This window comes from Paenibacillus kribbensis (assembly GCF_002240415.1).
Classification (GTDB): Bacteria; Bacillota; Bacilli; order Paenibacillales; family Paenibacillaceae; genus Paenibacillus; species Paenibacillus kribbensis.
The window spans coordinates 276,803-299,685 of record NZ_CP020028.1 but is presented as its reverse complement, the minus strand read 5'-3'; the positions used below and the strand labels follow the sequence as shown (position 1 = coordinate 299,685).

General features: G+C 46.5%; 21 protein-coding genes. 7 read left to right on the top strand and 14 right to left on the bottom strand.

Annotated features, from left to right (window positions below; translation table 11 throughout):
- Positions 1-23: 23 nt before the first annotated feature.
- From B4V02_RS01300 to B4V02_RS01290, 3 genes are all read right to left on the bottom strand, one after another.
- Positions 24-1,466 carry an NADase-type glycan-binding domain-containing protein gene (locus B4V02_RS01300; RefSeq protein WP_244188432.1) on the bottom strand — a complete coding sequence of 481 codons (1,443 nt, stop codon included), beginning with the start codon at positions 1,464-1,466 and terminating at the stop codon, positions 24-26.
- Positions 1,463-2,932 (bottom strand): NADase-type glycan-binding domain-containing protein, encoded by a 1,470-nt coding sequence (locus tag B4V02_RS01295; RefSeq protein WP_094153491.1) that lies wholly within the window; start codon positions 2,930-2,932, stop codon positions 1,463-1,465. Before B4V02_RS01295 ends, B4V02_RS01300 begins: the two co-directional genes overlap by 4 nt.
- A 543-nt stretch (positions 2,933-3,475) precedes the next feature.
- The gene (locus B4V02_RS01290; RefSeq protein WP_007432899.1) at positions 3,476-4,432 is read right to left on the bottom strand and encodes a nucleoside hydrolase; all 957 of its coding nucleotides are present in this window, start codon (positions 4,430-4,432) and stop codon (positions 3,476-3,478) included.
- 173 nt (positions 4,433-4,605) lie between these two features.
- Here B4V02_RS01290 and B4V02_RS01285 point away from each other — a divergent pair, with 173 nt between their 5' ends.
- Complete coding sequence (locus tag B4V02_RS01285; RefSeq protein WP_094153490.1) at positions 4,606-4,788, top strand: aspartyl-phosphate phosphatase Spo0E family protein; 183 nt, start codon at positions 4,606-4,608, stop codon at positions 4,786-4,788.
- A gap of 190 nt (positions 4,789-4,978) precedes the next feature.
- Here the strand turns inward: B4V02_RS01285 and B4V02_RS01280 are convergent, their stop codons facing one another.
- Genes B4V02_RS01280 through B4V02_RS01270 form a run of 3 tightly spaced genes read right to left on the bottom strand, consistent with a single transcriptional unit; the run spans position 4,979 to position 8,517 of the window.
- Entirely contained in the window at positions 4,979-5,587 is a 609-nt protein-coding gene (locus B4V02_RS01280; protein WP_094153489.1) for a pentapeptide repeat-containing protein, read from the bottom strand.
- A gap of 37 nt (positions 5,588-5,624) precedes the next feature.
- Positions 5,625-6,134 carry a MarR family winged helix-turn-helix transcriptional regulator gene (locus B4V02_RS01275; protein WP_094153488.1) on the bottom strand — a complete coding sequence of 170 codons (510 nt, stop codon included), beginning with the start codon at positions 6,132-6,134 and terminating at the stop codon, positions 5,625-5,627.
- Positions 6,124-8,517 (bottom strand): ATP-dependent DNA helicase, encoded by a 2,394-nt coding sequence (locus B4V02_RS01270; protein WP_094153487.1) that lies wholly within the window; start codon positions 8,515-8,517, stop codon positions 6,124-6,126. Before B4V02_RS01270 ends, B4V02_RS01275 begins: the two co-directional genes overlap by 11 nt.
- Positions 8,518-8,573: 56 nt before the next feature.
- Here B4V02_RS01270 and B4V02_RS01265 point away from each other — a divergent pair, with 56 nt between their 5' ends.
- The gene (locus tag B4V02_RS01265) at positions 8,574-9,761 is read left to right on the top strand and encodes a diguanylate cyclase (RefSeq protein WP_244188520.1); all 1,188 of its coding nucleotides are present in this window, start codon (positions 8,574-8,576) and stop codon (positions 9,759-9,761) included.
- 133 nt (positions 9,762-9,894) lie between these two features.
- The gene (locus B4V02_RS01260) at positions 9,895-10,077 is read left to right on the top strand and encodes an aspartyl-phosphate phosphatase Spo0E family protein (protein ID WP_007432905.1); all 183 of its coding nucleotides are present in this window, start codon (positions 9,895-9,897) and stop codon (positions 10,075-10,077) included.
- A gap of 44 nt (positions 10,078-10,121) precedes the next feature.
- Here the strand turns inward: B4V02_RS01260 and cidR are convergent, their stop codons facing one another.
- Positions 10,122-11,021 (bottom strand): cidABC operon transcriptional activator CidR, encoded by a 900-nt coding sequence (gene cidR, locus B4V02_RS01255; protein WP_007432906.1) that lies wholly within the window; start codon positions 11,019-11,021, stop codon positions 10,122-10,124.
- A gap of 131 nt (positions 11,022-11,152) precedes the next feature.
- On the opposite strand from cidR, the gene B4V02_RS01250 reads away from it, so the two are divergent.
- On the top strand, positions 11,153-11,524 hold the full coding sequence (locus tag B4V02_RS01250) for a CidA/LrgA family protein (RefSeq protein WP_007432907.1): 372 nt from the start codon (positions 11,153-11,155) through the stop codon (positions 11,522-11,524).
- The gene (locus B4V02_RS01245) at positions 11,521-12,198 is read left to right on the top strand and encodes a CidB/LrgB family autolysis modulator (RefSeq protein ID WP_007432908.1); all 678 of its coding nucleotides are present in this window, start codon (positions 11,521-11,523) and stop codon (positions 12,196-12,198) included. Before B4V02_RS01250 ends, B4V02_RS01245 begins: the two co-directional genes overlap by 4 nt.
- 64 nt (positions 12,199-12,262) lie before the next feature.
- Here the strand turns inward: B4V02_RS01245 and B4V02_RS01240 are convergent, their stop codons facing one another.
- Entirely contained in the window at positions 12,263-13,969 is a 1,707-nt protein-coding gene (locus B4V02_RS01240; protein WP_094153485.1) for a glycerol-3-phosphate dehydrogenase/oxidase, read from the bottom strand.
- 288 nt (positions 13,970-14,257) lie between these two features.
- On the bottom strand, positions 14,258-14,815 hold the full coding sequence (locus B4V02_RS01235; RefSeq protein ID WP_094153484.1) for a glycerol-3-phosphate responsive antiterminator: 558 nt from the start codon (positions 14,813-14,815) through the stop codon (positions 14,258-14,260).
- 720 nt (positions 14,816-15,535) lie between these two features.
- Between B4V02_RS01235 and B4V02_RS01225 the strand changes: the two genes are divergently transcribed.
- Complete coding sequence (locus B4V02_RS01225) at positions 15,536-16,042, top strand: hypothetical protein (RefSeq protein ID WP_094153483.1); 507 nt, start codon at positions 15,536-15,538, stop codon at positions 16,040-16,042.
- Between the two features lie 376 nt (positions 16,043-16,418).
- Here the strand turns inward: B4V02_RS01225 and B4V02_RS01215 are convergent, their stop codons facing one another.
- From B4V02_RS01215 to B4V02_RS01205, 4 genes are all read right to left on the bottom strand, one after another.
- Complete coding sequence (locus B4V02_RS01215; protein WP_094153481.1) at positions 16,419-17,723, bottom strand: glycosyltransferase family 2 protein; 1,305 nt, start codon at positions 17,721-17,723, stop codon at positions 16,419-16,421.
- The gene (locus tag B4V02_RS26045) at positions 17,716-17,859 is read right to left on the bottom strand and encodes a hypothetical protein (protein ID WP_167383734.1); all 144 of its coding nucleotides are present in this window, start codon (positions 17,857-17,859) and stop codon (positions 17,716-17,718) included. Before B4V02_RS26045 ends, B4V02_RS01215 begins: the two co-directional genes overlap by 8 nt.
- Positions 17,860-17,906: 47 nt before the next feature.
- Entirely contained in the window at positions 17,907-18,782 is an 876-nt protein-coding gene (locus B4V02_RS01210) for a GGDEF domain-containing protein (RefSeq protein WP_094153480.1), read from the bottom strand.
- A gap of 89 nt (positions 18,783-18,871) precedes the next feature.
- Positions 18,872-19,963: a glycosyl hydrolase gene (locus B4V02_RS01205; RefSeq protein ID WP_244188431.1), complete on the bottom strand. Its 1,092-nt coding sequence runs from the start codon at positions 19,961-19,963 to the stop codon at positions 18,872-18,874.
- A 656-nt stretch (positions 19,964-20,619) separates the two neighbouring features.
- Between B4V02_RS01205 and B4V02_RS01200 the strand changes: the two genes are divergently transcribed.
- Complete coding sequence (locus B4V02_RS01200; protein ID WP_094153478.1) at positions 20,620-21,255, top strand: NAD(P)-dependent oxidoreductase; 636 nt, start codon at positions 20,620-20,622, stop codon at positions 21,253-21,255.
- A 159-nt stretch (positions 21,256-21,414) separates the two neighbouring features.
- Here the strand turns inward: B4V02_RS01200 and B4V02_RS01195 are convergent, their stop codons facing one another.
- Positions 21,415-22,602 carry a cation:proton antiporter gene (locus B4V02_RS01195; RefSeq protein ID WP_094153477.1) on the bottom strand — a complete coding sequence of 396 codons (1,188 nt, stop codon included), beginning with the start codon at positions 22,600-22,602 and terminating at the stop codon, positions 21,415-21,417.
- Positions 22,603-22,883 lie beyond the last annotated feature (281 nt).

The following is a 22,883-nucleotide window of genomic DNA, read 5'->3' as shown; positions in this document are numbered from 1 at the left end:
TACCTTCTCCTTTGTTAGGAATGCTAGAAAAATCGTATCTCCGACATACAGGTATCGTGATAATTGGTTCCTCGCTCTACTGTCTCAATCGTTATTTTCACGAATGAGGTATGAATGGGGTTATCAAGAAATTGGTTGCTTATAAAATCATTATCTATCATCAAAGTCTGCCCATTTGAAAACTCCAGTTTCATTCGTTTAACTCTATTATTTACTTGGAAAGCATTAGATGACTTAGCTAAACCATTAATAAGCTCAAACCCCTTCAGTTCTTGCATAGAGCCGAAATCAATTTTGATCCACTCCCCAATTCCGTCTCCCTTAACTCCTTCGCACCAAGCTGTGCTTGCATCTCCATCCATGATGCTCCCGGCAGTATAAGAGTTCCCTGCTTGGTCTGAAAGTGTAGATGAAGCAATAATTTTCTGTGCCGTGATGTTTTTTCGATATTTCATTAAATCCGTTGTTGTTTGTACCCATTGTGTAGGGGACACGTTATAGCCTATCCTGTGGAATACATTGGAGTATTTTATAGGCAGACCTGTTTGGATGTCTCGTTGTTGCATTTCACCCTTCGAGTTCAAATAAGCAACCCTGTGGTTATCCGAAGTTATAACAGGAGATTCTGTGGCTTTCATTAGTAACTTCTTCTCCCCAGTCCTGATATCCAACATATATGTCTTATCCCTCTCGTAGGAAGAGAGAACCAATTGATCGTTATAAAGCCACTGTTCAATCTGTATTCCTTCTAATCCTAGCTTGATTTGTTGGATTAGCTTGTTCTTGGACAAGTCATAGATCAATACATTATGGCTACTATCTAGAAGAGCAAATTGGTTACTGTCAGGCGAAAATACTGGAAAATGAATATGAGAGCCATCATTTAAATGCCCCAATGCCTTAGTTATCTGCTTCTGGTTTATATAATAAAAAAAGTTACCATCCTCTGTATAAACACATTTACGTAAATCAGGAGACATAACGGCGTAGTCCCTATTCGGCACCTTAAATTCATACATTTTCTTAGTGGTAGATAAATCAAAGATTTTGATGATTAAATAATTCAAATCCTGCGACTCTCTAAATAAAGCAATACGCCTGCCATCATCCGAGAACCCAGCCAGATACAACTCATATTCAGGATACGTCTCACCTTCACTTGCATGTAATTTACCTATAATGTCGTACAAATCAATATAGGTGTTGCCTGTAGGATCATCCATATCAGTGAGATATTCCATGGGCATATTTCCATTTTCCGCTTCAAAAAGCAACCAATTTATAGCTCTTTTTGTTGGAGGAAGTTTCTTGGGCTGCGGGACTGAACTGTGGTCTTCATTTAGACCTTGCACTACTTGGCTTTTACTCGATTGCATGCAGCCGCATAGGATGGAAAATATCATAATGAGCAACGCAATTTTATTTATCCGCACCATAGATTTTTCCCATTTTCTACAATTCATCATAATAACTTCAGCTCACCTATACAAGTATTTGGGAGGTCCGCGCCCTTTTTCACTTCCAGGATGGTAATCTTAACGAAAGAAGTTCGTATAGGTTCATCAAACTTGAAACGTGTATCATTGTTCTCAAGCACTAATGATTGTCCATCCGAGAAATCAAGCTTCATTTTTTGGATTGTATTCATGTCTAAATACTTATTGTTAACCCACATAGTGCCATCAACCATCTCTATACCTCTGACCTCTTGAGTTGAACCCAAATCTAATGTTACCGTTTCTCCTACTCCGCCTGTCTTAGATCCTTCACACCAAGGGGTTAAATTATTATCGTCCGTTAAATTGTTCACACTAAAAGAACGATTCCCCTGATTAGGCAGTGTGGAAGAGGCCGTAATTTTTTTCACTTCGACCTTGTTGCTATACTTCATATAATTGATTTTTGTTTCGATCCACTGTATTGGAACAACCCAACTTCCTTCACCATCCATAATGGACGAAATATCCTCTTTTTTTCCACTAGCTACATCAATCATGAACATTTTTACAACCTCATCATCTGACAGTACTAATTTTTTTTGATCGGGGGATAAAATAAAATCACCCTCATTTTTAGTTATAAACTGTACTTTTCCAGTGTGTATATCTAGTGAATAAATATTGTTTATGAAAGTATGGTCATTTTTATAAGTGCTATAAATAAGTTTATTCCCCTGACCCCATTGCATAATACCCGAGACATCAGTGCCTGCAAGCAGGCGTTTTGTACCACTATCGCCAGACAGATCAAGCATTACGATCCCTGACTGATCATCCACAAAATAAAACTTGGTGTTATCTGGTGAAAACACTCCTTGACCATGAGAAATATTGCTCACGTCTGCTTTGCCCTTTTCATTCTTCACTTCTGTAGTTCGTTTACTTATTGCATCATATAAATACAAATGCCCGTTCATTACATATAAATATTTACGTAAATCAGAAGAGACAACAGGATATTGAGCAGTTGGCGGCAATTTAAACTCTCGCTCTTTTACTTCCGCATCCAGATTGTACACTTCAATAATGAGTGACTCCTCTGGTTGCTCCCCATAAACATCTCTTATAATCGCCATGTGACTGCCGTCACTTGTTATTTCTCCAACATATACTTGTGAGCCGTGATATTTTATACGTTCTTCCCGAGTTTGCATGGTGTCAATCAGGTCGTCGATACGGATATTAGTTTTTCCAGTAGAATCATCTAAATTGGTTAAGAATTGAACTCGATCTTCTACTCCTTCTTGACCATTTAAAAGCCAACTTGCCTTCTTTTCAGTCCCCTTTGCAGCATCCTGATTTACCTTAACTTCATTACTTGATGGTATATTGGGGGACTGCGAAGATGTAACAATGTCCCCCCCTGTGGTTGCTGTACATGCAGACAACAGCACTGAAAATACAATAATCAAAGCCGCTTTTATATAACGCATGATTTCCCCTCTCTTCTACACTCTCTATAAGGTTTCCTTATTAAGCGGGTTATCTCAATTTCATTATGTAATTCTTTGAAAAAGGCTTTTTATCTGAATCCATTTCACTAGGCTTTGTTTCATTAGCACCTCTTTTGCGTAGGTCTCACGAAAGTGCTCTAGTGCTTCCAGTCTATTCATAATCCCACCTCTAAACCTATTATATAGAATATTTACATGATATTACTGGTGCTATCCTCCTATTTTATTACACTTTTTTCATATGATGAAATTTTAAATGAAGGCGTGAAAAACTTTGAAAATCACTAATTATTTTCACGAATGTGTATTCATATGCTCCGTACCTATCAAAAAGAGCTCCCTCCTAGACCTATATGATGAAGGTTTGCGCAAGCGAATAGGTAAATCGAAGTAGAAGGCTCGGGCTGCCTGGAAACAAAAAACCCGTGACGGATAACGTCACGGGTTACGGGTTTTGATATATAGTGCTTTGCAGATAGATTGCATTTTCATTCCAAGCCGCACACATAGGCACGGCGAGGCTTAGTAACGTTTGGGAGCAGCCTGCTTGGCTAAATCTGTCATATACGTAAAAAAGGCTTCCGGGTCTGTATCATATACCAGGTTTACAGGACGACCTTCCGCCTGCTCCACCGTTCTGCCCTGGCTTGGACCTTCAGCGATGACGCTGCAATGCACCGTCTTTTTCTTGACAATGTCCGGGCGTCCGACAGATGCAGTGGTCAGAACATCCCACAGAAAGTATGTTGAATTCGTTTCACTATAAACGAGCGGCGGACAGCCTGCGTAGCAATTGCCCAGAAAATCCACGCCCTCATAGCGGCGCTCGGCAGCCCAACGGTTGCGTACGGCTGGCGTCAATGGTACTTTGCTTGTGCTTTCCAGTGCCACCAGATCAATCGTAATGCCGCTTTGCCATACACGGTAAGCCGCTTCGGGGTCCCAGAACACATTCCACTCTGCTGTGCCGTCATGCTCTGGCTCCTCTACATTCCCTTTTTCAAAGGTGCCGCCCATCCATACCAGCTTTTCAATCTTGGCTTCAATGTCCGGTGCCTCATCCAGCGCACGTGCCAGATCGGTTAGCGGTCCGGTAAACAGCAACAGCGTTTTACCCTCGGCTCCGCGCACCTTTTCGATCAGATGTTGATGAGCCGGCAGGGATGAAAGCGGCGCTTCCATGCGCCCCGATTCATTCAACACCGGTAATGCATCCACATAAAAGGAATGTATACGCCAAGCGGCAGGAAATGGATTCTTACCGCGTGAATTGGATTTAGCAACTTCCACAGGCCCTTTATTTTGTCCAAAACGATCAATAATTTTACGGCTGGCATCCGTTGCGGGCTCCAGGTAGCCATCCGCTGGAATAACAGATACTCCGGTCAAATGAACCTGCTCCATCTGAAGCAGCATAAACAGGGATACCAGATCATCTACTCCACCATCATGATTAAAATAAACGTTTGTCTGACTCATCTGTCTCTTCCTTCCTTTATCCCCGTAAAACAGGCTTGTTCTTATCGGCATCATTCTTAATTATGCCTGATCGCTGCACAGGAGTAAATGTGCTGGTGATCAGTTATGTATGCTTCAAATTTTATGCAATTACTTTTATAATTTAATGAATAGCAGAGAAGAAGGTGCAGCCTATGGTGTCCAATCTGAACGAACCCGGGGATAGTTTACATGCCATCATTGAAAAATTGCGCAGAGAGCTTATTTCAAAGGCACAGTACACCTCATTTACCGACCCTTCCATTATAGAGTTAAGCCAACGTCTGGATCATTATGTAGTCCTTGCTCAACTGAAAAAAAAGGGCAACTACAACTAATGCCTCCTTTCTCTCCGCTACAGAATCCCCTCTCAGGGCCTTATTTCACATATAAAATGCCTGTTTCCCTATCCGTCCCTGAGCCGCTTCTGCGGTTCAGGGACGGATAGGGAAATCCTGGTCATATGTCCATTCCACCAGCGCGAGACATCACAGAGGGAGGCAGATTCAGTGATGTCCTCGTATTTGCTTACCCTTCCACCTTCGCTCCATAGGATCGAGCCACGGCTACGGCCTGCTGCATATCCAGCTTGGCTCCAGTGATATTCAAATCTTTAAAATTCACACCATCCATCTTCGCGCCACGCAGGTCCGTTCCCTGAAGATGTGCTTTATGCAATCTTGCGTGAGTAAGATCCGCTTCGCGCAAATCTGCCTTTTCCAAATTACATTCGGACAGGTCTGCTTCTTTGAAGCGTATTTTTCGCAAATCCTGCTTCCTTAAATCCGCATGACGCAGGTTCGTGTAAGACCAGTCTCCACCCGTAATCGTAATCCCGTCCATATTGGCCCCCGCAAAATCTGAGCCCACCAGCTTGCAGTTGTCAAACCGGGCTACAAACAAATTGGCACTGGTGAATAGACAATTTGTAAAAGCAGACTCCTTGTAATGAGAGGCATTCAGAATGGCTCCGGTAAAATCACAGTCCACAAAAGTGCAGCCTTCCATGAGCGACTCATTCATCTCCACCCCTCGAAAACGGCATCGGGTAAACTCACAATTCGTCCACTCGCCTTCCCTGGCATCCATCGAGCCAAAATCACGGTTTTCATAAACCTCATTTGCATAAAAGAACATGCTTATCTCCCCTATTCCCTGTCTCAAAATCAGGCGCTCAGCTTTTCGGAAAGGACCGCTCAAAGCCGCTTTTCATTTTCCCAAGCAAGGTCTTCATCGTCTCATGATCCTGTGCTGTAAACTCCGCCATACATGACCGGATCAGCTTGGTGTAATAAGGACCTACCGTTCTCAGCAGCTCTCGTCCGGCCTCCTTTAATCCGATGGTCACCATCCGTCCGTCACTCTCGTGAGCCACGCGCTCGATCATATCATCCCGCTCCAGCCCATCAATCAGCCCTGTCATGGTTCCCCGTGTGACATCAGCCTTTTCAGCCAGCTCCGATGGCGTCATTCGATGCGGTGCATAAAAATGTAGCAGGCTCAGGACAATGACCCGACCCTGTGAGGCCCCCAGCCTGGTAAGATCCGTATCCATTTCTCTGAAAATACTGCTAGCCAAGCGCGCAAAAGTCACGAAAGTCTCCATATTGTCCACTTCGGCCTCCTCTTGACCAAAACGGCGCAGCACCCCGCGTATGGAGTCATTATGAAAATTAAAATTCATAGTCTGTCCATTCCTTCCCTAATCCCGCTTGTTCCACCAAACGATAGCTCCTCCATTCCTCCGGCAGCAAAGAAGCATACGGCTCCTTGGCAAATCGATCATCTACCAGAACCAGCAGGCCTTCGTCCTGCTCTGTACGGATAAGTCTGCCTCCTGCCTGAAGGACTTTATTCATCCCAGGGTATACATACGCATAGTTAAAGCCGTTCCGTCCTTGCTCCGCAAAGTATTCGCGCAGCACATCCCGCTCTGCGCCGATTTGCGGCAATCCAACACCAACAACCACGACCCCGTTCAAGCGATCTCCCGGTAAGTCGACCCCTTCGGCAAATACACCACCCAGCACGGCGAAGCCGAGCAAGGTGCGCTCCTGTCCAGGCTGGAATGCCTCCAGAAAGCGATCGCGCTCCGGTTCGGTCATACCCGGACTTTGCACCAACGTATCTGCCGGCACATCCCGAATCATAAACTCCTCGTATACCTCACGCAGATACGGATAGGACGGGAAAAACACGAGGATGTTCCCTTTACGTTCCTCTGCCAGTCCGGCCAGCATATTCACAATCGCTCCCTTTGAGCGCTCGCGGTCCCGATAACGGATAGAGAGCGGCAATAGACGTACATCCCATTGCTCCTGATGGAAGGGAGAGGGAACCTGCAGCGTATAGTCCTCCTCCTTCGCTCCCAGCATGTCCCGGTAATAAGCAAGCGGCGTCAATGTTGCGGAGAAATATATAGTTGAGCGATAGCCCTTAATAGCCTGTCCGAGCAAATGCGAAGGATCAAGGCAAAATAGCTTGACCCGCACTTCACTGCGTCCCGCTTCAATACCCGCTCTAATATAGGTAACGTAGCGTTCATCGTACAATGCGGCAATTCGCAGCATATTTTGAGCGGCAAAGTACGTATCCAGAAGCATCGCATAAGCTGCACCTGTACTGCTCGCATGCTGGGCACCGCTCACGCTGCCCCTCGTTACCAGTTCACGTTCGGCTGCTTCCACAAATGGCACCAGCAGCTCCAGCAACTCTTGCGGTGCGGACGCCTCCACTGCTTTTCCTGCATCCGCATGCAATTTACGCAGCGTAATCATATGCGCGTTCACTGCGCTCGCAGCCGCGGCAGTCTCCGGGCTGAGCAGTTTAAATTCCCTTTTCAGCTCCAGAAAAGGCGACTTCAGCATTTCCGCCGAAAACATTTCCCGGCCGCGTTCCACCAGGTTATGCGCCTCGTCCACCAATACAACGCCTTTTCGCTTGTGCTCCTCCAGCAATCTCTTCAAAGAAATACGCGGGTCGAAAACATAGTTATAATCACTGATTATACCATCCGAGGCATACGCTACATCCAGTGAAAATTCAAAGGGACATACCCTATGCTTGCGCGCATAATGCTCAATCACCGCCCGAGTCATTAATGTCTCATTGGCTAAAATATCGGACACCGCACCGTTGATTCGGTCATAATAGCCCTCGCACATGCTGCATGCTCCGGCATCACAATCATTTTCATCCTTAAAGCAAATTTTATCCTTTGCAGTCAAGGTCACCACGTGCACATGCAGCCCTTGAGTCTGCATTTTGGCATACGCTTCTTCTGCTGCTGCGCGGGTCGTGGTACGAGCCGTCACATAATATACCCGGCTCACCACCCCTTCGCCGATGGCCTTGATGGCAGGAAACAAGGTGGATATTGTTTTACCGATACCCGTGGGCGCTTTGGCAAACAGGTTGACCCCTTCAGCAATCGTTTTGTACACCGAACCCGCGAGAGTCCGCTGGCCAGAACGATACGTGTCAAAGGGAAAGTCCAACGTGCCAATACTGGCATCCCGCTTCTCCGCATGCGCTCTCAGCAGAAATGCATAGGGTGCATAGCCGGCAATCATCTCCTGTGCAAAGGATTCCAGTTCAGCAAAGGACAGCTGCCGCCTAAATCGGCGAATGTCTTCACTGTGTGCCTGTACATAAGTAAGCTGTACCTGCATGGTATGATGCTGCTCCTCACGAGCAATCATATAAGCGTATAAGAACGCTTGCGCCCAATGTACAGGTTGACCATCCCCCTGAATTTCTTCCAGGGGCAGAGATATCGACTTGATCTCATCAACCGTCCATACACCATCCAGCTGAATCAACCCGTCACAGCGGCCTTCGACAATAAACAATGCATCCTGATATGGAATTTCCGTGCGCAAATATACCTCTTTGCGGTCATGCTCCCTATAGCCTTTCTGGATTACCTGATGCACGCGAGTTCCTTCCAGCATACTGCTGTTGGAGCGGAAACCACTGTGAATGCTACCGCTCCGATGCACATATTCCACAAGTGGACGCACTGATATGTGAATTGCTTCCTTCATACGATCACCCGTTCCGGTCATAGTCCCTTCACTTTACCACGAAGATAAAGGAAACGTAAGGGACATAAGCATTGTTTGTGGTCAATTACTATTCACTCGCACTTATTTTTTACCGAAATATAGAAATGAGACTTATTACTTTATTCTCAACAGTGTCCAACTCACATTACAGCATAAAGGATAGGGTTATGTTAAAAGAATTAATTAACAATTTCGCTTTATTAACAAGCTTCTTATTCTTTGGGAATTTGCTATCACGAAAATACGAGCGTTACCTGGAAAAACATAAATATATCCATCGGGTAATGAACGGCTTAATGTTGGGACTGTTTGGTATTCTTTTAATGATGACCGGTTTATGGATCAACGGGCATTTTGTGGTCGATCTGCGCCAATTGGCTATTATCATATCTGTTTATATGGGAGGAACCATATCCGGTCTGTTGACCGCCCTGATCATAAGCCTGTACCGTATTTACATCACCGGTGGTTGGACAGATGTTTCTCTGACCGCTACTGTCAATTGCTTCATGACACTTGGCATTTCACTTATCTTCCTTCGAGGAAAATCCCTAACACTCCGCAAATGGATGTCAGCCGTGCTTGGAGCTGCTGTTATATCGCTGTTATCTGCTTTCTTTGTGGTTAATCCTCCTGATAATGAAACGATTATAATAGTCATAACCGTTAGATTGCTTGGTGGCCTGTTCACTTATTTTATGATGTCCCATATCAAAAAAACAGAACGGGCCATTCATCTGCTCGAAGAGGCTGCGAATCGGGACCATTTAACCGGATTATACAGTCCGCGCGCTTTCGATGCGCTATTTGAAGAGGTCTTTCATACTTCCAAGGCTACTAAACAACCCTTTGGACTCGTGATGCTGGATATTGACCATTTTAAAAAAATTAATGATACTTATGGTCATTTGAACGGCGATACTGTCTTGAGCCAATTAGGAATTCTGTTAAACCGGGAGTTTACAATAAGAGCATACCCCTCGCGAAAAGGCGGCGAAGAATTTGCCATTCTGATTGGAGATTGCGACAGCCAGAAGGCAGCAAGCCTTGCCGAGAAGATTCGAAAAGCTGTGGAACATGGACCATTCCAACTGAATGACGGAACCATCGTTCCCCTGACAGTATCTGTCGGAGCAGGCAGTTTTCCTGCCATTACAGCGGATAAATTATTGGAGAAAGTGGATGACGCTCTATATGAGGCCAAACGTTCAGGGCGCAATCGGGTAGAGCTGGCAAAACCATGATGATTAGTCGCTAAATGTCAGGTAAGCTGGATTATTGTTAATAAAATGTGGTAAACTGGAAAAAACATCGTTATAAAGACTCTTCTGCCGCTAGTGAAGACATGCCTTACAATCGACATGGGGGGTGGGCTTTTTGAACCTCGAACAATTGGAAAAACTCATGGAAAAAGAACGCCGCGAATTGAATCGCATGGCTAACTTACACGGATTAAAGGATGAACGAGTATTGGACAAATCCTCCAGGCTTGACCGAATTATGGACAAATACCTTCACACCAAGCGAGCGGTAAACCAAAACAATCAGGCACATTCATAGACGCAAGCTGCATCGCTGCCCATAAGGGCAGCTTTTATTATGGGCTACTTGCTGCCATACTCCGTCCGCAGCAGCTCCTGCGTGAACGATATCCATTCTCTGGCTGCAAAGGACAGGTAACGATCCTTCTGCCAGATCATTCCCAAATGCCAGGGGATGACGGGGTCCACCAACGGAAGAATACGCAAGCGCTCGGAATCCAGATCCCGGCAAATGGCTTCCGGCAATAGCGCTATCCCCAGGTTCGCAGCAACCATTTCACTGATGAGATCCCATTGTGAGCTTTCATAGACTACACGCGGCTGAAAGCCGGCACGGACACACTCCGCAATGATACGATCATGCAGCGTAAAATCCTCGCGGAACAGCACAAACGCTTCCTCCGCCAGCGCGGATAACGGTACCTCCTTGCACTCAGCCAATGCATGCGTAGGGTGAACGAGCAGATTCAACTTTTCCTCCACAAATAGAAACGTCTCAAACATATCTTCACTTGCAGGCAGCACAATCACTCCGATATCCAATACCCCGGCTCCTACGTCCCGCTCCACTTTCTTCGCTCCGTCCTCGAACAATTGAATGGTCACATCGGGATAGGCCTTGTGAAACTCCCCAATGACACTCGGAAAAAAGCTTGATCCAACCATCGGCGGCAGGCCGATACGGATATGCCCTTTTTTCAGGTTCATCAAATCACTCAGCTCCGAGGACAAGCTTTGAAAGGACTTCACAATCGCTTGAGCCTGAAGCTCAATCACCTTCCCCGCATCCGTCAGCTCGATTCTTTTACCAATTCGATCGAACAAGGTAACACCCAGCTCATCCTCCAGGCTTTTAATCGTCTTACTGATCGTCGGCTGTGTAATGAACATGCTCTGGGCCGCCTTTGTAAAGCTGCGCAGCCGCGCGACTTCTAAAAAATATTGTAAATGTCGGATATCCAAACCTGCACCTTCTTCCATAGACAAACGGAATACCTTTTATTCTTTATATGCATTTTACTCATGAAAGCTGGTGATGTAAAATTTCATTACAGTTTGAAAATAACGAAATTCAAAGATAGGAGTTAATATATATGAAAAGCTTCATACGCGGTGTCCTCCAGATTGCCGTCCTGATGGCCTTTTCACTCATCCTGAACGCGGCAGTTTCCTGGCTCCACCTGCCTGTACCCGGTAGCATTGTCGGTATGGTAATCCTTTTTATTCTGCTGCAAACCGGTTTGGTCCGACTAAGCTGGATTGAGGTTGGCGCGAACTGGCTGCTGGCCGAGCTGCTATTATTCTTTATTCCCTCCGCTGTCGGTGTTATGAATTATTGGCCGATGCTGGAACACGATGGTATGAGTATTATGCTGGTAGTATTGCTTGGCACCTTTCTGGTGATGGCCTGCACGGGTATGGTCGCCAGTCTGCTTGGTAAACGAAAGGAGCACAAATCATCATGATCGGTCTTCTATGTATTGTATTGACACTCGCTATTTACTGGATGGCCAAACGTATGTATCGCACCCTGCCCAAGGTGTATATGTCTCCATTGCTTATTACACCCGTTGTTATCATTTTGATTTTGACGCTGACGGGCGTGAACTACCGTTCCTATAATTCGGGTGCGCACTTGCTGTCCACGCTGCTGCAACCAGCTACGATTGCATTTGCTGTTCCTTTGTACCGCAACTTTCCTGTATTGAAGAAGCATGCGTCCCAAATCGTATTTAGTGTGCTGTCAGGCTCCGTTGTAGCTGTATTGTCCTCCATGGCTCTTGCCAAATGGATGCATCTGGACTCGTCGCTGCTCAGCAGCCTGATTCCCCGCTCCATTACGACACCCATTGCCATGAATGTATCACAAACGATTGGCGGCAATCCAACCGTCACGGCTGTATTCGTTATTTTGACCGGCTTGAGTGGTCTCATTATTGGTCCGATGATCGTCAAGCTGTTCCGTATCGAAAATGAAGTCTCGCGCGGGGTACTGCTCGGTACCGGTGCTCATGGCACTGGCACCTCCAAAGCATTTGAATTCAGCTCGCTGACAGGTACAATCTCCAGCATCTCTATGGTGCTCGCCGCTCTCTTTACGTTGGCGGCTGCGCCGTTCCTGTTCCACCTGATGCTGTAAGCCAGTTCTATACAAAAAGCATCAATTCTCTTGTTATTGGAGAATTGATGCTTTTTATTTTCGGTCAAAGCCGTGCCTTCACAACGTCTGACTTCTCTTCTGCCTCTACAGGCGTCACTGCTTCATGCAGATAAGCATCCAGCTCAGCCGCATATTGGCGCTCTTGCGCAGGGCTCCAGCCTGCATGTTCAGACATCAGTGCAATGACGGGCTCCTTCCAGTGCTTCACCTCGCCAATCTGGAAGAACAGCGCTCCGGTTCGACGAATGAAGAAATCAGACGGGGTCACCGTCATTTCCTGCTCCATCGCATACAGGAGCGGGACACGCACTTCCAGAGGCAGCGCCGCTTCCGTCTCCGTTGCCTCCTTCATGCTGCGCGCCGCGATGGCAAACAGCCGCTCTGTATTGGAGCCGTATCGAGTGGCCCATGCTCTGGCCATTTGCGGCGATAGGCCGAGCACAGCACCCGCCGTGGCTTGCTTGCTCACGAAGGCATCCCAGCCTGCCGAGCCGCCTACGCTGCCGCCCGAAATCGGGATATGTCGGGTGCGGCACGCCCGGAAGCTCTGCCCATGCAAGCGCCCCAGCTCGCGTACTGCACGATCCACGACGAGCTCGGACATTTTCCGGTAGCCTGTCAGCTTGCCGCCCGCAATCGTGATCAAGCCTGAACGGGATTCCCAAATTTCATCCTTGCGTGAAATTTCCGAAGGGCTTTTACCATCTTCATAAATAAGCGGCCGTACCCCTGCCCAACTGGATTCCACATCCTGAACGCCCAGCTTCATATCCGGGAACATCCCGTTGATCGCTTGAAGCACATACGCCCGATCTTCGGCAGTCATTCGGGGATGAGCTGTATCCCCCTCATATACCGTGTCGGTCGTACCCGCATAGGTTTTGCCATCACGCGGGATCGCAAATACCATGCGTCCATCCGGTGTATCGAAGTACACAGCCTGTTTGAGCGGAAAACGCCTGGCATCAAATACCAGATGAACGCCTTTCGTCAGGCGAAGCATTTTACCCTCTTTGGAGCGATCCATCTCCCGCAGCGTATCCACCCATGGTCCGGCCGCGTTAATGACCAGCGATGCCCGAATTTCGTAAGGCTTCCCTGTGAGCCGATCCGTTACACTTGCGCCGCTAATTCGTCCGTCATCATACAGCAGCCTGTCAGCCTTGGCATAGTTCACCGCCAACGCCCCTCGCGCAACGGCCTCCTTCATAACCTCAATCGTCAGGCGAGCATCATCTGTACGATACTCTACATAGCTGCCGCTGCCCTTCAATCCTTCCCGCTTCAGCAAAGGCTCACGCTCCAGCGTAGCCTGGATGTCCAGCATTCGGCGGCGCTCACTGCGTTTCACTCCAGCAAGAAAGTCATATACCAGCAGACCAATCGAGGTGGTGAACGCATTAAACGTCCCCCCCTTGTGAAAAGGAAGCAGCATACGCTCCGGTATGGTCACATGCGGACCATTTTCGAATACGATTGCCCGCTCCTTCCCGACCTCGGCTACCATCTTAACCTCAAACTGCTTCAAATAACGAAGACCGCCATGCACCAGCTTGGTAGAGCGACTGGACGTGCCTGCTGCGAAATCCTGCATTTCCACCAGCGCCGTCTTCAAGCCGCGATCCGCGGCATCCAGTGCAATTCCGGCTCCTGTAATGCCGCCGCCAATAATTAATATATCAAAATGCTCCTGCCCCATACGTTCCAAAACAGCCGTTCTCTCCTGCGCAGCAAATCCCTGTTCTCCCATCATCTATCCCTCCTGCTTTGTATATGTTCACGATGCGATCTGCCAACCCAGTCATCAAAAGATGCAAAAAAAGACCACGAACATCGCTGCGGCGCATGCCGAGCGGTTCATGGTCTCTCCAAATCTCCTGACGAGTATTAACTTATCCATATCGTAGCACACACTGTACACGATGAAAAGGGAAATCTAACTACCTGCGAGAACTCCCGCCTGTGCTTGTATACCACTAATCCCTGCCGATCAAACAAAATGGGGTGCGAACTGGTTGATGGTGCCCATTTGATTCAATTACTTCTTATAATGCTCGAACAGCTGTTTATTGGATGTTGTCACTGCTGTAGCTCCTGCAGCGAGAGCCGCTTCTACATCCTCCGGGGTACGAATCAGTCCGCCCGCCAATATGGGAATACCCGTACGTTCACTGACCTCTTTAATCATGGGTGGAACAATGCCTGGCAGCACCTCAATGTAATCGGGCCATGTTTTTTCCAGCAGCGCATAGCTTTTTTCCAGCGCAATCGTATCCAGCAGGAACACCCGCTGAACCGCAAGAATTCCCTTCTTTTTAGCCGTGGCAATCACTCCGGACCGGGTCGAGATAATCCCAAACGGCTTAATCTCCTGACACAAATATTCCGTTGCATATTCATCATTTTTCAAGCCTTGCACCAGATCGGCATGCAAAAGCATCTGCTTGTTGCGACTCCCGGCTAGCTGGTACAGGCTGCGCAGCTGCGCTACATGCGTATCCAGAAAAACCGCATACTCATAGGAGCTGTCCAAAATGCCCTCCAGCTGCTTCATGTGCTTGGCAGCAGGCAAAATACGTTGTCCCTGAAATGGCATGGATATCCCCCCTTAGATCCATAAGCTAAAATATCAGTCAAATCTTTCAAATTTTATATTATCACTCTGTTTAACGAACGTGAAGCGGTTTCATAGCCTAGCGTTTTTTTCATAATGCCCATCAACTCTTTTAGGATATCATTAGGATTATATACGCAAAAATTACAAGGATATTTGGAAAATTAATTAGGTGGGTTTCGGAACTCAATGCGGATTGAGATTTAACGAACCTTTAGAATTTTATGTGGACGTTGAAACAGCTTTTATGGGCTTAGGGAAATACAATAGCGGAATTTCCTGTAAGCTGTTCAATTCGATCCAGGATTTAAGCTATTTCAAAAGCTCTCTTTTATGTAAGCAATGTATACTTAACCTAAAGGGGACCGTAGGTGTTACTTCCATTCCTGTTCCTGCTATTAAGGAGAAACCTGCGTATAAAGAATACAAAGTCCATCAGTCCACATTACAATTGCTTAAAAGTTGACGGGAACTCATGAGTGAACATCCAAAAGCCAAACAGAGCGAATATGCCGAATGGCTTGGCGTGTCACAAGGCCGAATATCTCAAATAAAAAAAATTATAGGTTGGAAGTTTATTCATCAAAAAGACACCATTTAACAGACTACTGCAAATTTTTTTTCCCACTACTTGTTACTATATGGATAAATATAGTATCATGAATTGGTGATTTACATATTGATACCATGGAGGGATTTATTTTGAAAAAGAAAATCGTATCCACTGTCTTATCTACTGCTCTTATTTTGACTGCTCTTCCTGCTTTCGCTAGCAGCAGCCCTATTAAAGAAAATTCTAGCGAAATTTCTAGCGTCTATTCTCAGGATAATACTGTTAAGGAAGTACCTAATATGAAGATCGTTGATGGATTGTATGATCCTGGCGAAATTACTCTGTTCTCTTTACTCCTTAATACCACTTATAATTTTTCTTCTGGTCAAGGAACTGGCAGTTTTGCGTATAAAGCAGGAAGCAGTAGAGAAAAAGTCCGCGTTCACGTGAGTAATAACAAAAATGTAGCTGTGAATTACCGTTTGACATCCCCAACAGGAACTGATTGGGTGTCCCTAACGGTTAAACCAGGTAGCTCTGTTACTACAGAACACTACTTTGACAAAAATCAAGCCGGCACTTGGATATTAAATTTTGACACTAATGACGGTTCGCCTGTTTCCGTCAATGTTTCCGTTCGGGACGGCTTACAATAATATTTTTTCTTCCTAGGATGAGAGCAGATATAAAAGTTTGTTAAAACAACAAACGAAGCAAGAAAAGCTTCAAGCCATTCGGTCTGAAGCTTTTCTTGCTTCGTTTGCAGTATATCCTATTGGATGTCCGCAGAACTTGATTTCATCTATAGTCAATAAATTAGAACAATTTTGTGCATATATCCGGGCTCCCAATCCTCAAATTCCACCGTTTTCGGCCTTCAGCGCCGATTAGCCTACCGTGGAACAACGTAAAAAAGCAGAGAATTGGCCATTCAGCCGATCTCCACTCTCCTCCCGATTACTCCGTTTTTCGCCCCTGTCCATTTCTGGAAAATGCTCCTTATTCGCCTGGATCAGCCACTTGCTGGCTGCTTTATCCCTCAAACCGCTGCGTTTTGTACCACTTGGTTTTTCTCCCCGTCACCTTGTCGACGATCATCGAATAGAAAGCGCGCAGGGAAATCAGCAGGAACAATTGGGCATAAGTGAAATAAGATATACAGGACAAAATAAAGTTTTGCATCGTGCTTTGTCCAATATCGGTCGCCAGCGCCAGATTGATCTGCAGCACGAAAAGGTAATACATTAATCCCCAGGCAATCATGAGGTAGACATACAAATTATTTACAAACTGAAACGGCATCGCCACATCCGGTTTGAACAACGCGATCACCCCGTAGATCAGATTGACGACGAAAATGACGTCCGATACGATAATGGCCAGCATAAACCAGAAGTAACTCGCCACGTAGTACAGCACATGCAGCTTTATGCGCCAGCTTGATCGGTTGAACAAATGATGGATGTTGTCGATCACGACAGAAAAATTTCCTTTGGCCCACCGCTCCCGCTGTTTCAAATAAACGCTGAGCTGCTCCGGCTCCTGCTGATAAGCTTCCGCCTGGGGCGCTAGCGCAATGAGCTGTCCTCTCGTCAGAATCTCGAACGAAATGGCCGTATCCTCTGTAATCGCCTGCGTATCCCATCCGCCGATCTCGCGGATCAAATCCGTTTTTACAATGAAATTCGTCCCCGGAATCGTCCCCAACTTGAACAGCTCCCACAATCCGGTATGATAAATCCGCTGGGACGTAACCAGTTCAAGATTGATGCATTTGGAGAGGAAATTTTGCCCGCGGTTTCTTGCCTTGTTCCGTCCAAAAACGGCCCCGTAAGCATCCGGCTCTTCCATAGCCTTTTCGATCAAAAAGTATAAAGCGTTCCGCTCGGGCGCCGCGTCGGCGTCAAAAATGCAAATCCACTCGTGTTTGGCATACTCCAGCGCATCATTAAGCGCTCCGGATTTACCACCCGATCCTGTCCGTTCAAAAATCATAAAATCCCGGTCCCGAAATGCCTCCTTGTTTTTCAGCTCTTTTAATCTCCCAGCGGTACCGTCACTGCAGTTGTCGGCAACAACGATGAGCTGCACTTTGTCCTTCGGGTAATTCAGCCGCAAAATATTTGCCCCAGTTGCTGCAATGACTAATTCTTCATTATGTGCGGGGACCATGACGGTAACGCTGGGGAAATGCTCCATTTCCTCTGGATCGGGAATGTTCCAATCCTTGCTGCTTTGCCTGAAAATAAACCGAACCGCGCCCCACATAATTAGAATCGACTGGAATACGGCCACCCAAATGCTTATAATCGATAACACTAACAGTAAATCAGCCACTGACTTTCCTCCGGTCATATTTTCGATTTACACGTACCCGGAAGACCAGCGTTGCAATAAACAGCCCCAAAACCGCAAGGACAAAAATGACGCTAACTATCTTGCATAACGGAATAAACCAGACGGTATAAGCCATCTTCTTCTCCTCCTACTGTAAATCATTCTCAATGAATTGCAATGAGTTCAAATGTATTCTCCGATCAAATCCGTCTCTGTATTACGTTCGAGCGCGGAAATGACCGCCTCTGCATTTTCATATTTGCTGAACTGTTCCTTCGTAAAAACCAGTGCCCCGGCACGGATCACCAACTTCAACTCCCGGCCTTTCCGGTCCTGGAAGGAAGTGTCCATCAGCGCGTTCTTGATCCGATCCGTCAGCGCCTTTAAATACTCATGGTTTGTCATGGGAAGCAAAACGATAAACCTTCCCTGATCAAGGCCAAACTTGTAATCCTCGTAGCGGATTTGCTTCTGAATTCCTTCCGATAAGGAAACGAGCAGCCGGGCATACCCTTGCGAACCGAGAGATTCCTGCACCATTGGCAAAAATTCAATTTTAAACATAGCCAGACAGAAGTTGTACGTATCTGAATAACGGTTGGCAAGGTTAGATTGTTTGACCAACGTTTCCGCAAAAGCTTCCTTATTCCCGAGCGAGGTATTCAAATCTACTTCGGGATTCCTGCGCTGCAGCTCCTCAAGCCGCTCCATAAGCCGCTTATTGCGGATCAGCCCGGCTTTGATAAACGCGGCTGCGATCATATTGGCCGGGGGCAGCCACAGCCAGGAAAACGACAACACATCCACCTCAGTGTAAGACGTAAACCAAACCAAATACGCAACCATATAAACAAAAATACATACGGCCGAGACCCCGGCCGGAACCAGAAAGCCCAGTAGCAGAGCCGCAAGGCATCCTGTACTGAAAACCAGCTCGAATATAGTAAAAGATTGATCTCTAAAGACGTTCACATAAACCAGCAGTACCTGGAGGATCGCGAAACCGATCAGCAGGATGTATCCCCAGACCATGCGCTGGATTAATCTTTTATTTCTCATGCCCACCTCTATAATGATTTATGACTTAAACTAGTTTGGATGTCCGACACGCTGCCCGACGCCTCCCCGCGGTCAAAGCGGGAGGCTTTTTACTCGTTTTCAAGGGCATACTCCCCTAGTAGAGGAAGCAGGTTATCGAAAATATGGGTATTGGCTTCAAACACATACCCTCCGGGATAACGGACATCATGTCCCTTGAGGGTTAGCATATGTTCGTACAGTTGTTCTGCCAAGGGCCTGTCCCCTTGTTGAAGAGCAAACATGATGGCGAGGCCGTAAACCGAAGGGGACTCATACTTCACCGCTGCCGTCCGGTCGGTACACATATACTGTCCGAACAATTTCCCCGTTTGGTCAAACTCCTGCTTCAGAAATTGATACAGATGCGCTTGATCCCTATCCGTTTCTCCGGCATGAATAGCTACAAGTAGTTGGTCAATTAAATTTACAGTTGCTTCATACTCATACTCCCCGGTAACCACGTTAAAGGACTTGGGGTAAAATACACCGTCATCCGGCATTTCCTGCAGCAGGGCATGATATCGCCGATACGTTCCCTCGTCCAGTACGCCTTCTTGCATGAGCCCTTTTAGCGTCGACAAATCCACATAGGCGAGGGCCAGCGTATCAGGAGCTCCTTGTTTGGAGAAATCGTAGAAATCCACTAGATATCCGTTTTTTTGCGAGCGGCTTAACAACGTTTTCGCTAAATCTATAGCCCTCGCCCTCCACACGGGATGGTCCTTCCACTTTCGGGACCCTTCCAGCAAAGCTCCAATAATCCGCAAGTCGTCGCCAAGCGCGTTCGTGCTAACTTCCGTCCCCCCTTCGGGGCTTAATTTCCATGCAATGTAGTCTCGATCCGTCACGAAGTAGCGGTTTAACGTTTCATAGCTCTTTTCAAAGGCGGCCTGGTCATCACTTGCTAATGCCGCCTGCATCCAAAGTCCGAGTGACTCGGAGAGCGCCTCTCGCCCTGCTGCCAACTCAGGATTGACCGATTTTGCCTCCTGCAAGTAGGTAGCCAGTGTACCGTTAGGGTTGGTCAAATTCTTCGCAATAAAGCGTTTTGTCGATTCTCCCCTATCGCTATGGGATAAGCATCCCCCGATCCCAATAGCTGCGCTTAACAGTAAGCCAAGCCAAGCCCACAATACTTTACGTCTGCTTCGCCATTCCAAACTATTGACCTCCATTTTGCTGAACCTCTGTATTCGTGGTGTTATAGCGATCTTCTTTAGAGGCCGATATATCGAAGCAAGCCTAATTTTACTATATGTTTCTTTTCTTTCTTAGACTCAGTCGTTAGCAACTCTACTACTTAATCATTTATACTATTAATTCGGCGTTTATAGCCCGAAAGTTTATATGAAAATTTTTGGATTCAATAGATTCCAGCCCGCATTGGCAAGGTGATCCAAGCATACTACAACCGATTCTTAATAGAATTTCCGAAATAAATTTATAACATATGGAAAAAATACTTTTTTCTCCTTACCTGGTTGGAGGGCACACTATACATATTTATTTTCCACAGATTCTTGAACCCGGCCCAAAATAAACTGCCTTGGATCTGGCACAAACAGAAAAGCCAATATTCGGCCTTTGGGCCAAACTCGGTTTTTTGGGGGTATGTAACTATTCAGCATATGAAAATCACCCTTTTACATTACAATGGATGCCGCCCGAGGACTTTAGTTGGCTCAGTAGAAGCGACTTGACTTTCATTTTATATTGTAACTATAATAGTTACATATCCAAGTTCGTGAATGAACAGGATGCACTTACGATTAAACGAATGAACCATCCACATTATATTTATAGGAGGCTTTCTATTATGAAAATTGCAGTTATTGGTGCAGGCGGCAAGGCAGGAAAAAACATTGTAAAAGAAGCATTGGATAGAGGACATGAAGTAACCGCGATCGTTCGCGACCCGGCTAAAGTAACAGAAAATCGTGCCACTGTGGTTCAAAAAGACGTTTTTGATCTGAAAACAGATGATCTGAAAGGTTATGACGTCGTCGTTAACGCTTTTGGCGCCCCAATGGGACAAGAGCATCTGCATGTAGACGCAGGTAACGTACTGATTGAGGCACTGCGTAATGTATCCGGTACACGCCTGATTGTGGTAGGTGGTGCAGGTAGCTTGTTTACTGATGAATCCCACACACTTCTAGTCAAAGATACGCCTAATTTCCCGGATTTCGTATATCCAACAGCAAATAATCAGGGAAAAAACCTGGAAATTCTGCGCGGCACCAGCGACCTGAACTGGACTTTCATTAGCCCTTCCGCTGAATTTGCTCTTGGCAGACGCACAGGCTCTTATCAAGTAGGCAAAGACACGCTGCTGGTCAATTCCAAAGGTGCAAGCTATGTCAGCTATGAAGATTATGCGGTAGCTGTTGTCGACGAAATTGAAAAGCCACAGCATCTGAACCAACGTTTCACGGTGGTATCCGAGTCCTGATTTCCTCATCTTAGCAGTGCATTTAACATAAAAAAGGCCCTTCCGCTCACTTTCTCATGCTGCATAGGAAGTCCGCTTTACTCCAAATCGGACTATCCATGCACGCAATGAGAAGTTGAACCCGAAGGGTCTTTTCGTTATGACTTGTCGATGTTTTCGTTATGATTTGTCAATGCTGACCTTCTTTTTTGGTTCGTGAGCGGAAGGCTTCTTATCGCTAAAACATAGCTTAAGGATCGGAGGCGCAGCCAAAGTCGTTAGAATGACGGCAATGATCACCGATGTAAAATATTGCTGTACCAACAGACCCGTTTGCAGACCAGTAGCTGCAATAATAAGCGCGACTTCACCACGCGATATCATCCCGGAGCCGATCGCAAGCGAAGAACGGTTATCAAAGCCCGTCAGCCGCGCCCCGATGCCTCCTCCGATTAGCTTCGTCACTAGTGCAATCAGTGTCAAAGCAACCACAAATCCGAGCTGCTGCCCCACTCCCTCAAAGGAAACATTTAATCCAATACTAACAAAAAACACAGGAACAAAAATGGAATAAGCAATGGGCTCTACCTTTTCTTCCACGACGTGCTTAAAGTCGGTTTGTGCGATGGCAATCCCGGCAGCAAAGGCTCCGATAATCCCTGCCATCCCCAGCATATCAGCAAAATACGCGAACCCGAAACAGATAATCAATGCAGTTGTGATGACCGATTCAGTCACTTTTAGTGGAGCAAGTATTTTCATCACCCACGGGACAACCAGCCATCCCCCCAGCACAGCTCCGACGAAGAAAATCAGCTTTTTACCGATGAGCAGTCCAAGCGACATTTCCTGCCCGCCCATACCGAACACACTCATCATCACTGCAAGCAACACCACGACGAGCACATCATCCAGCACAGCAGCACCCAAAATGGTCGAGCCTTCCCGGGTATTCAGCTTGTTCATATCCTTGAGCACCTGCACCGTAATGCTGACAGAAGTAGCGCTCAGCACAACTCCGAGAAACCATCCTTCATGCACCGAGAATCCAAAGGCTTCCCCTACACCAAAACCACAGACCAGCGGTAAAATAATACCTCCGACTGCCACCGCTACTGCCGGCTTCCAGTTCCGCCTGAGCTGATCCAGATCCGTCTCCAGTCCGGCAATGAACATCAGCAGCAGCACGCCGATCTCAGACATATCATGAATTAGCGTATCGTTCTGAACCCAGCCCAAGACGGCAGGACCCAGCACGATCCCCGCGATCAGCTTCCCCAGCACCGCTGGCTGCCCGAGCCTGACTGACAGATGACCCGCGACTTTTGTGAACAATAGAATCAGCAGAAGATATAGTATAAATTGCATAGAGTGTCAGCCTCCTTTTGTTTTAGCATTTGGACTCATTGCGTATAACCTAGAATTTAAAGATTTCTCATACTCATAAAATGCAGAATTAACGTGCAAAATATGTGTCTGACCTGGCACATGACCACTCTGACAAAATAAAAGGGGAAACCCGAAGTACAGCACAGGTTCCCCTCCAAAAGACAAAGAGGAGCCTTGGTGACAGGCTCCTCCGGTAATTCATGTTCATTTAATATTGTCGGTCATATTCGCGCAATGAGTAACTTTATTTGTCTATTATA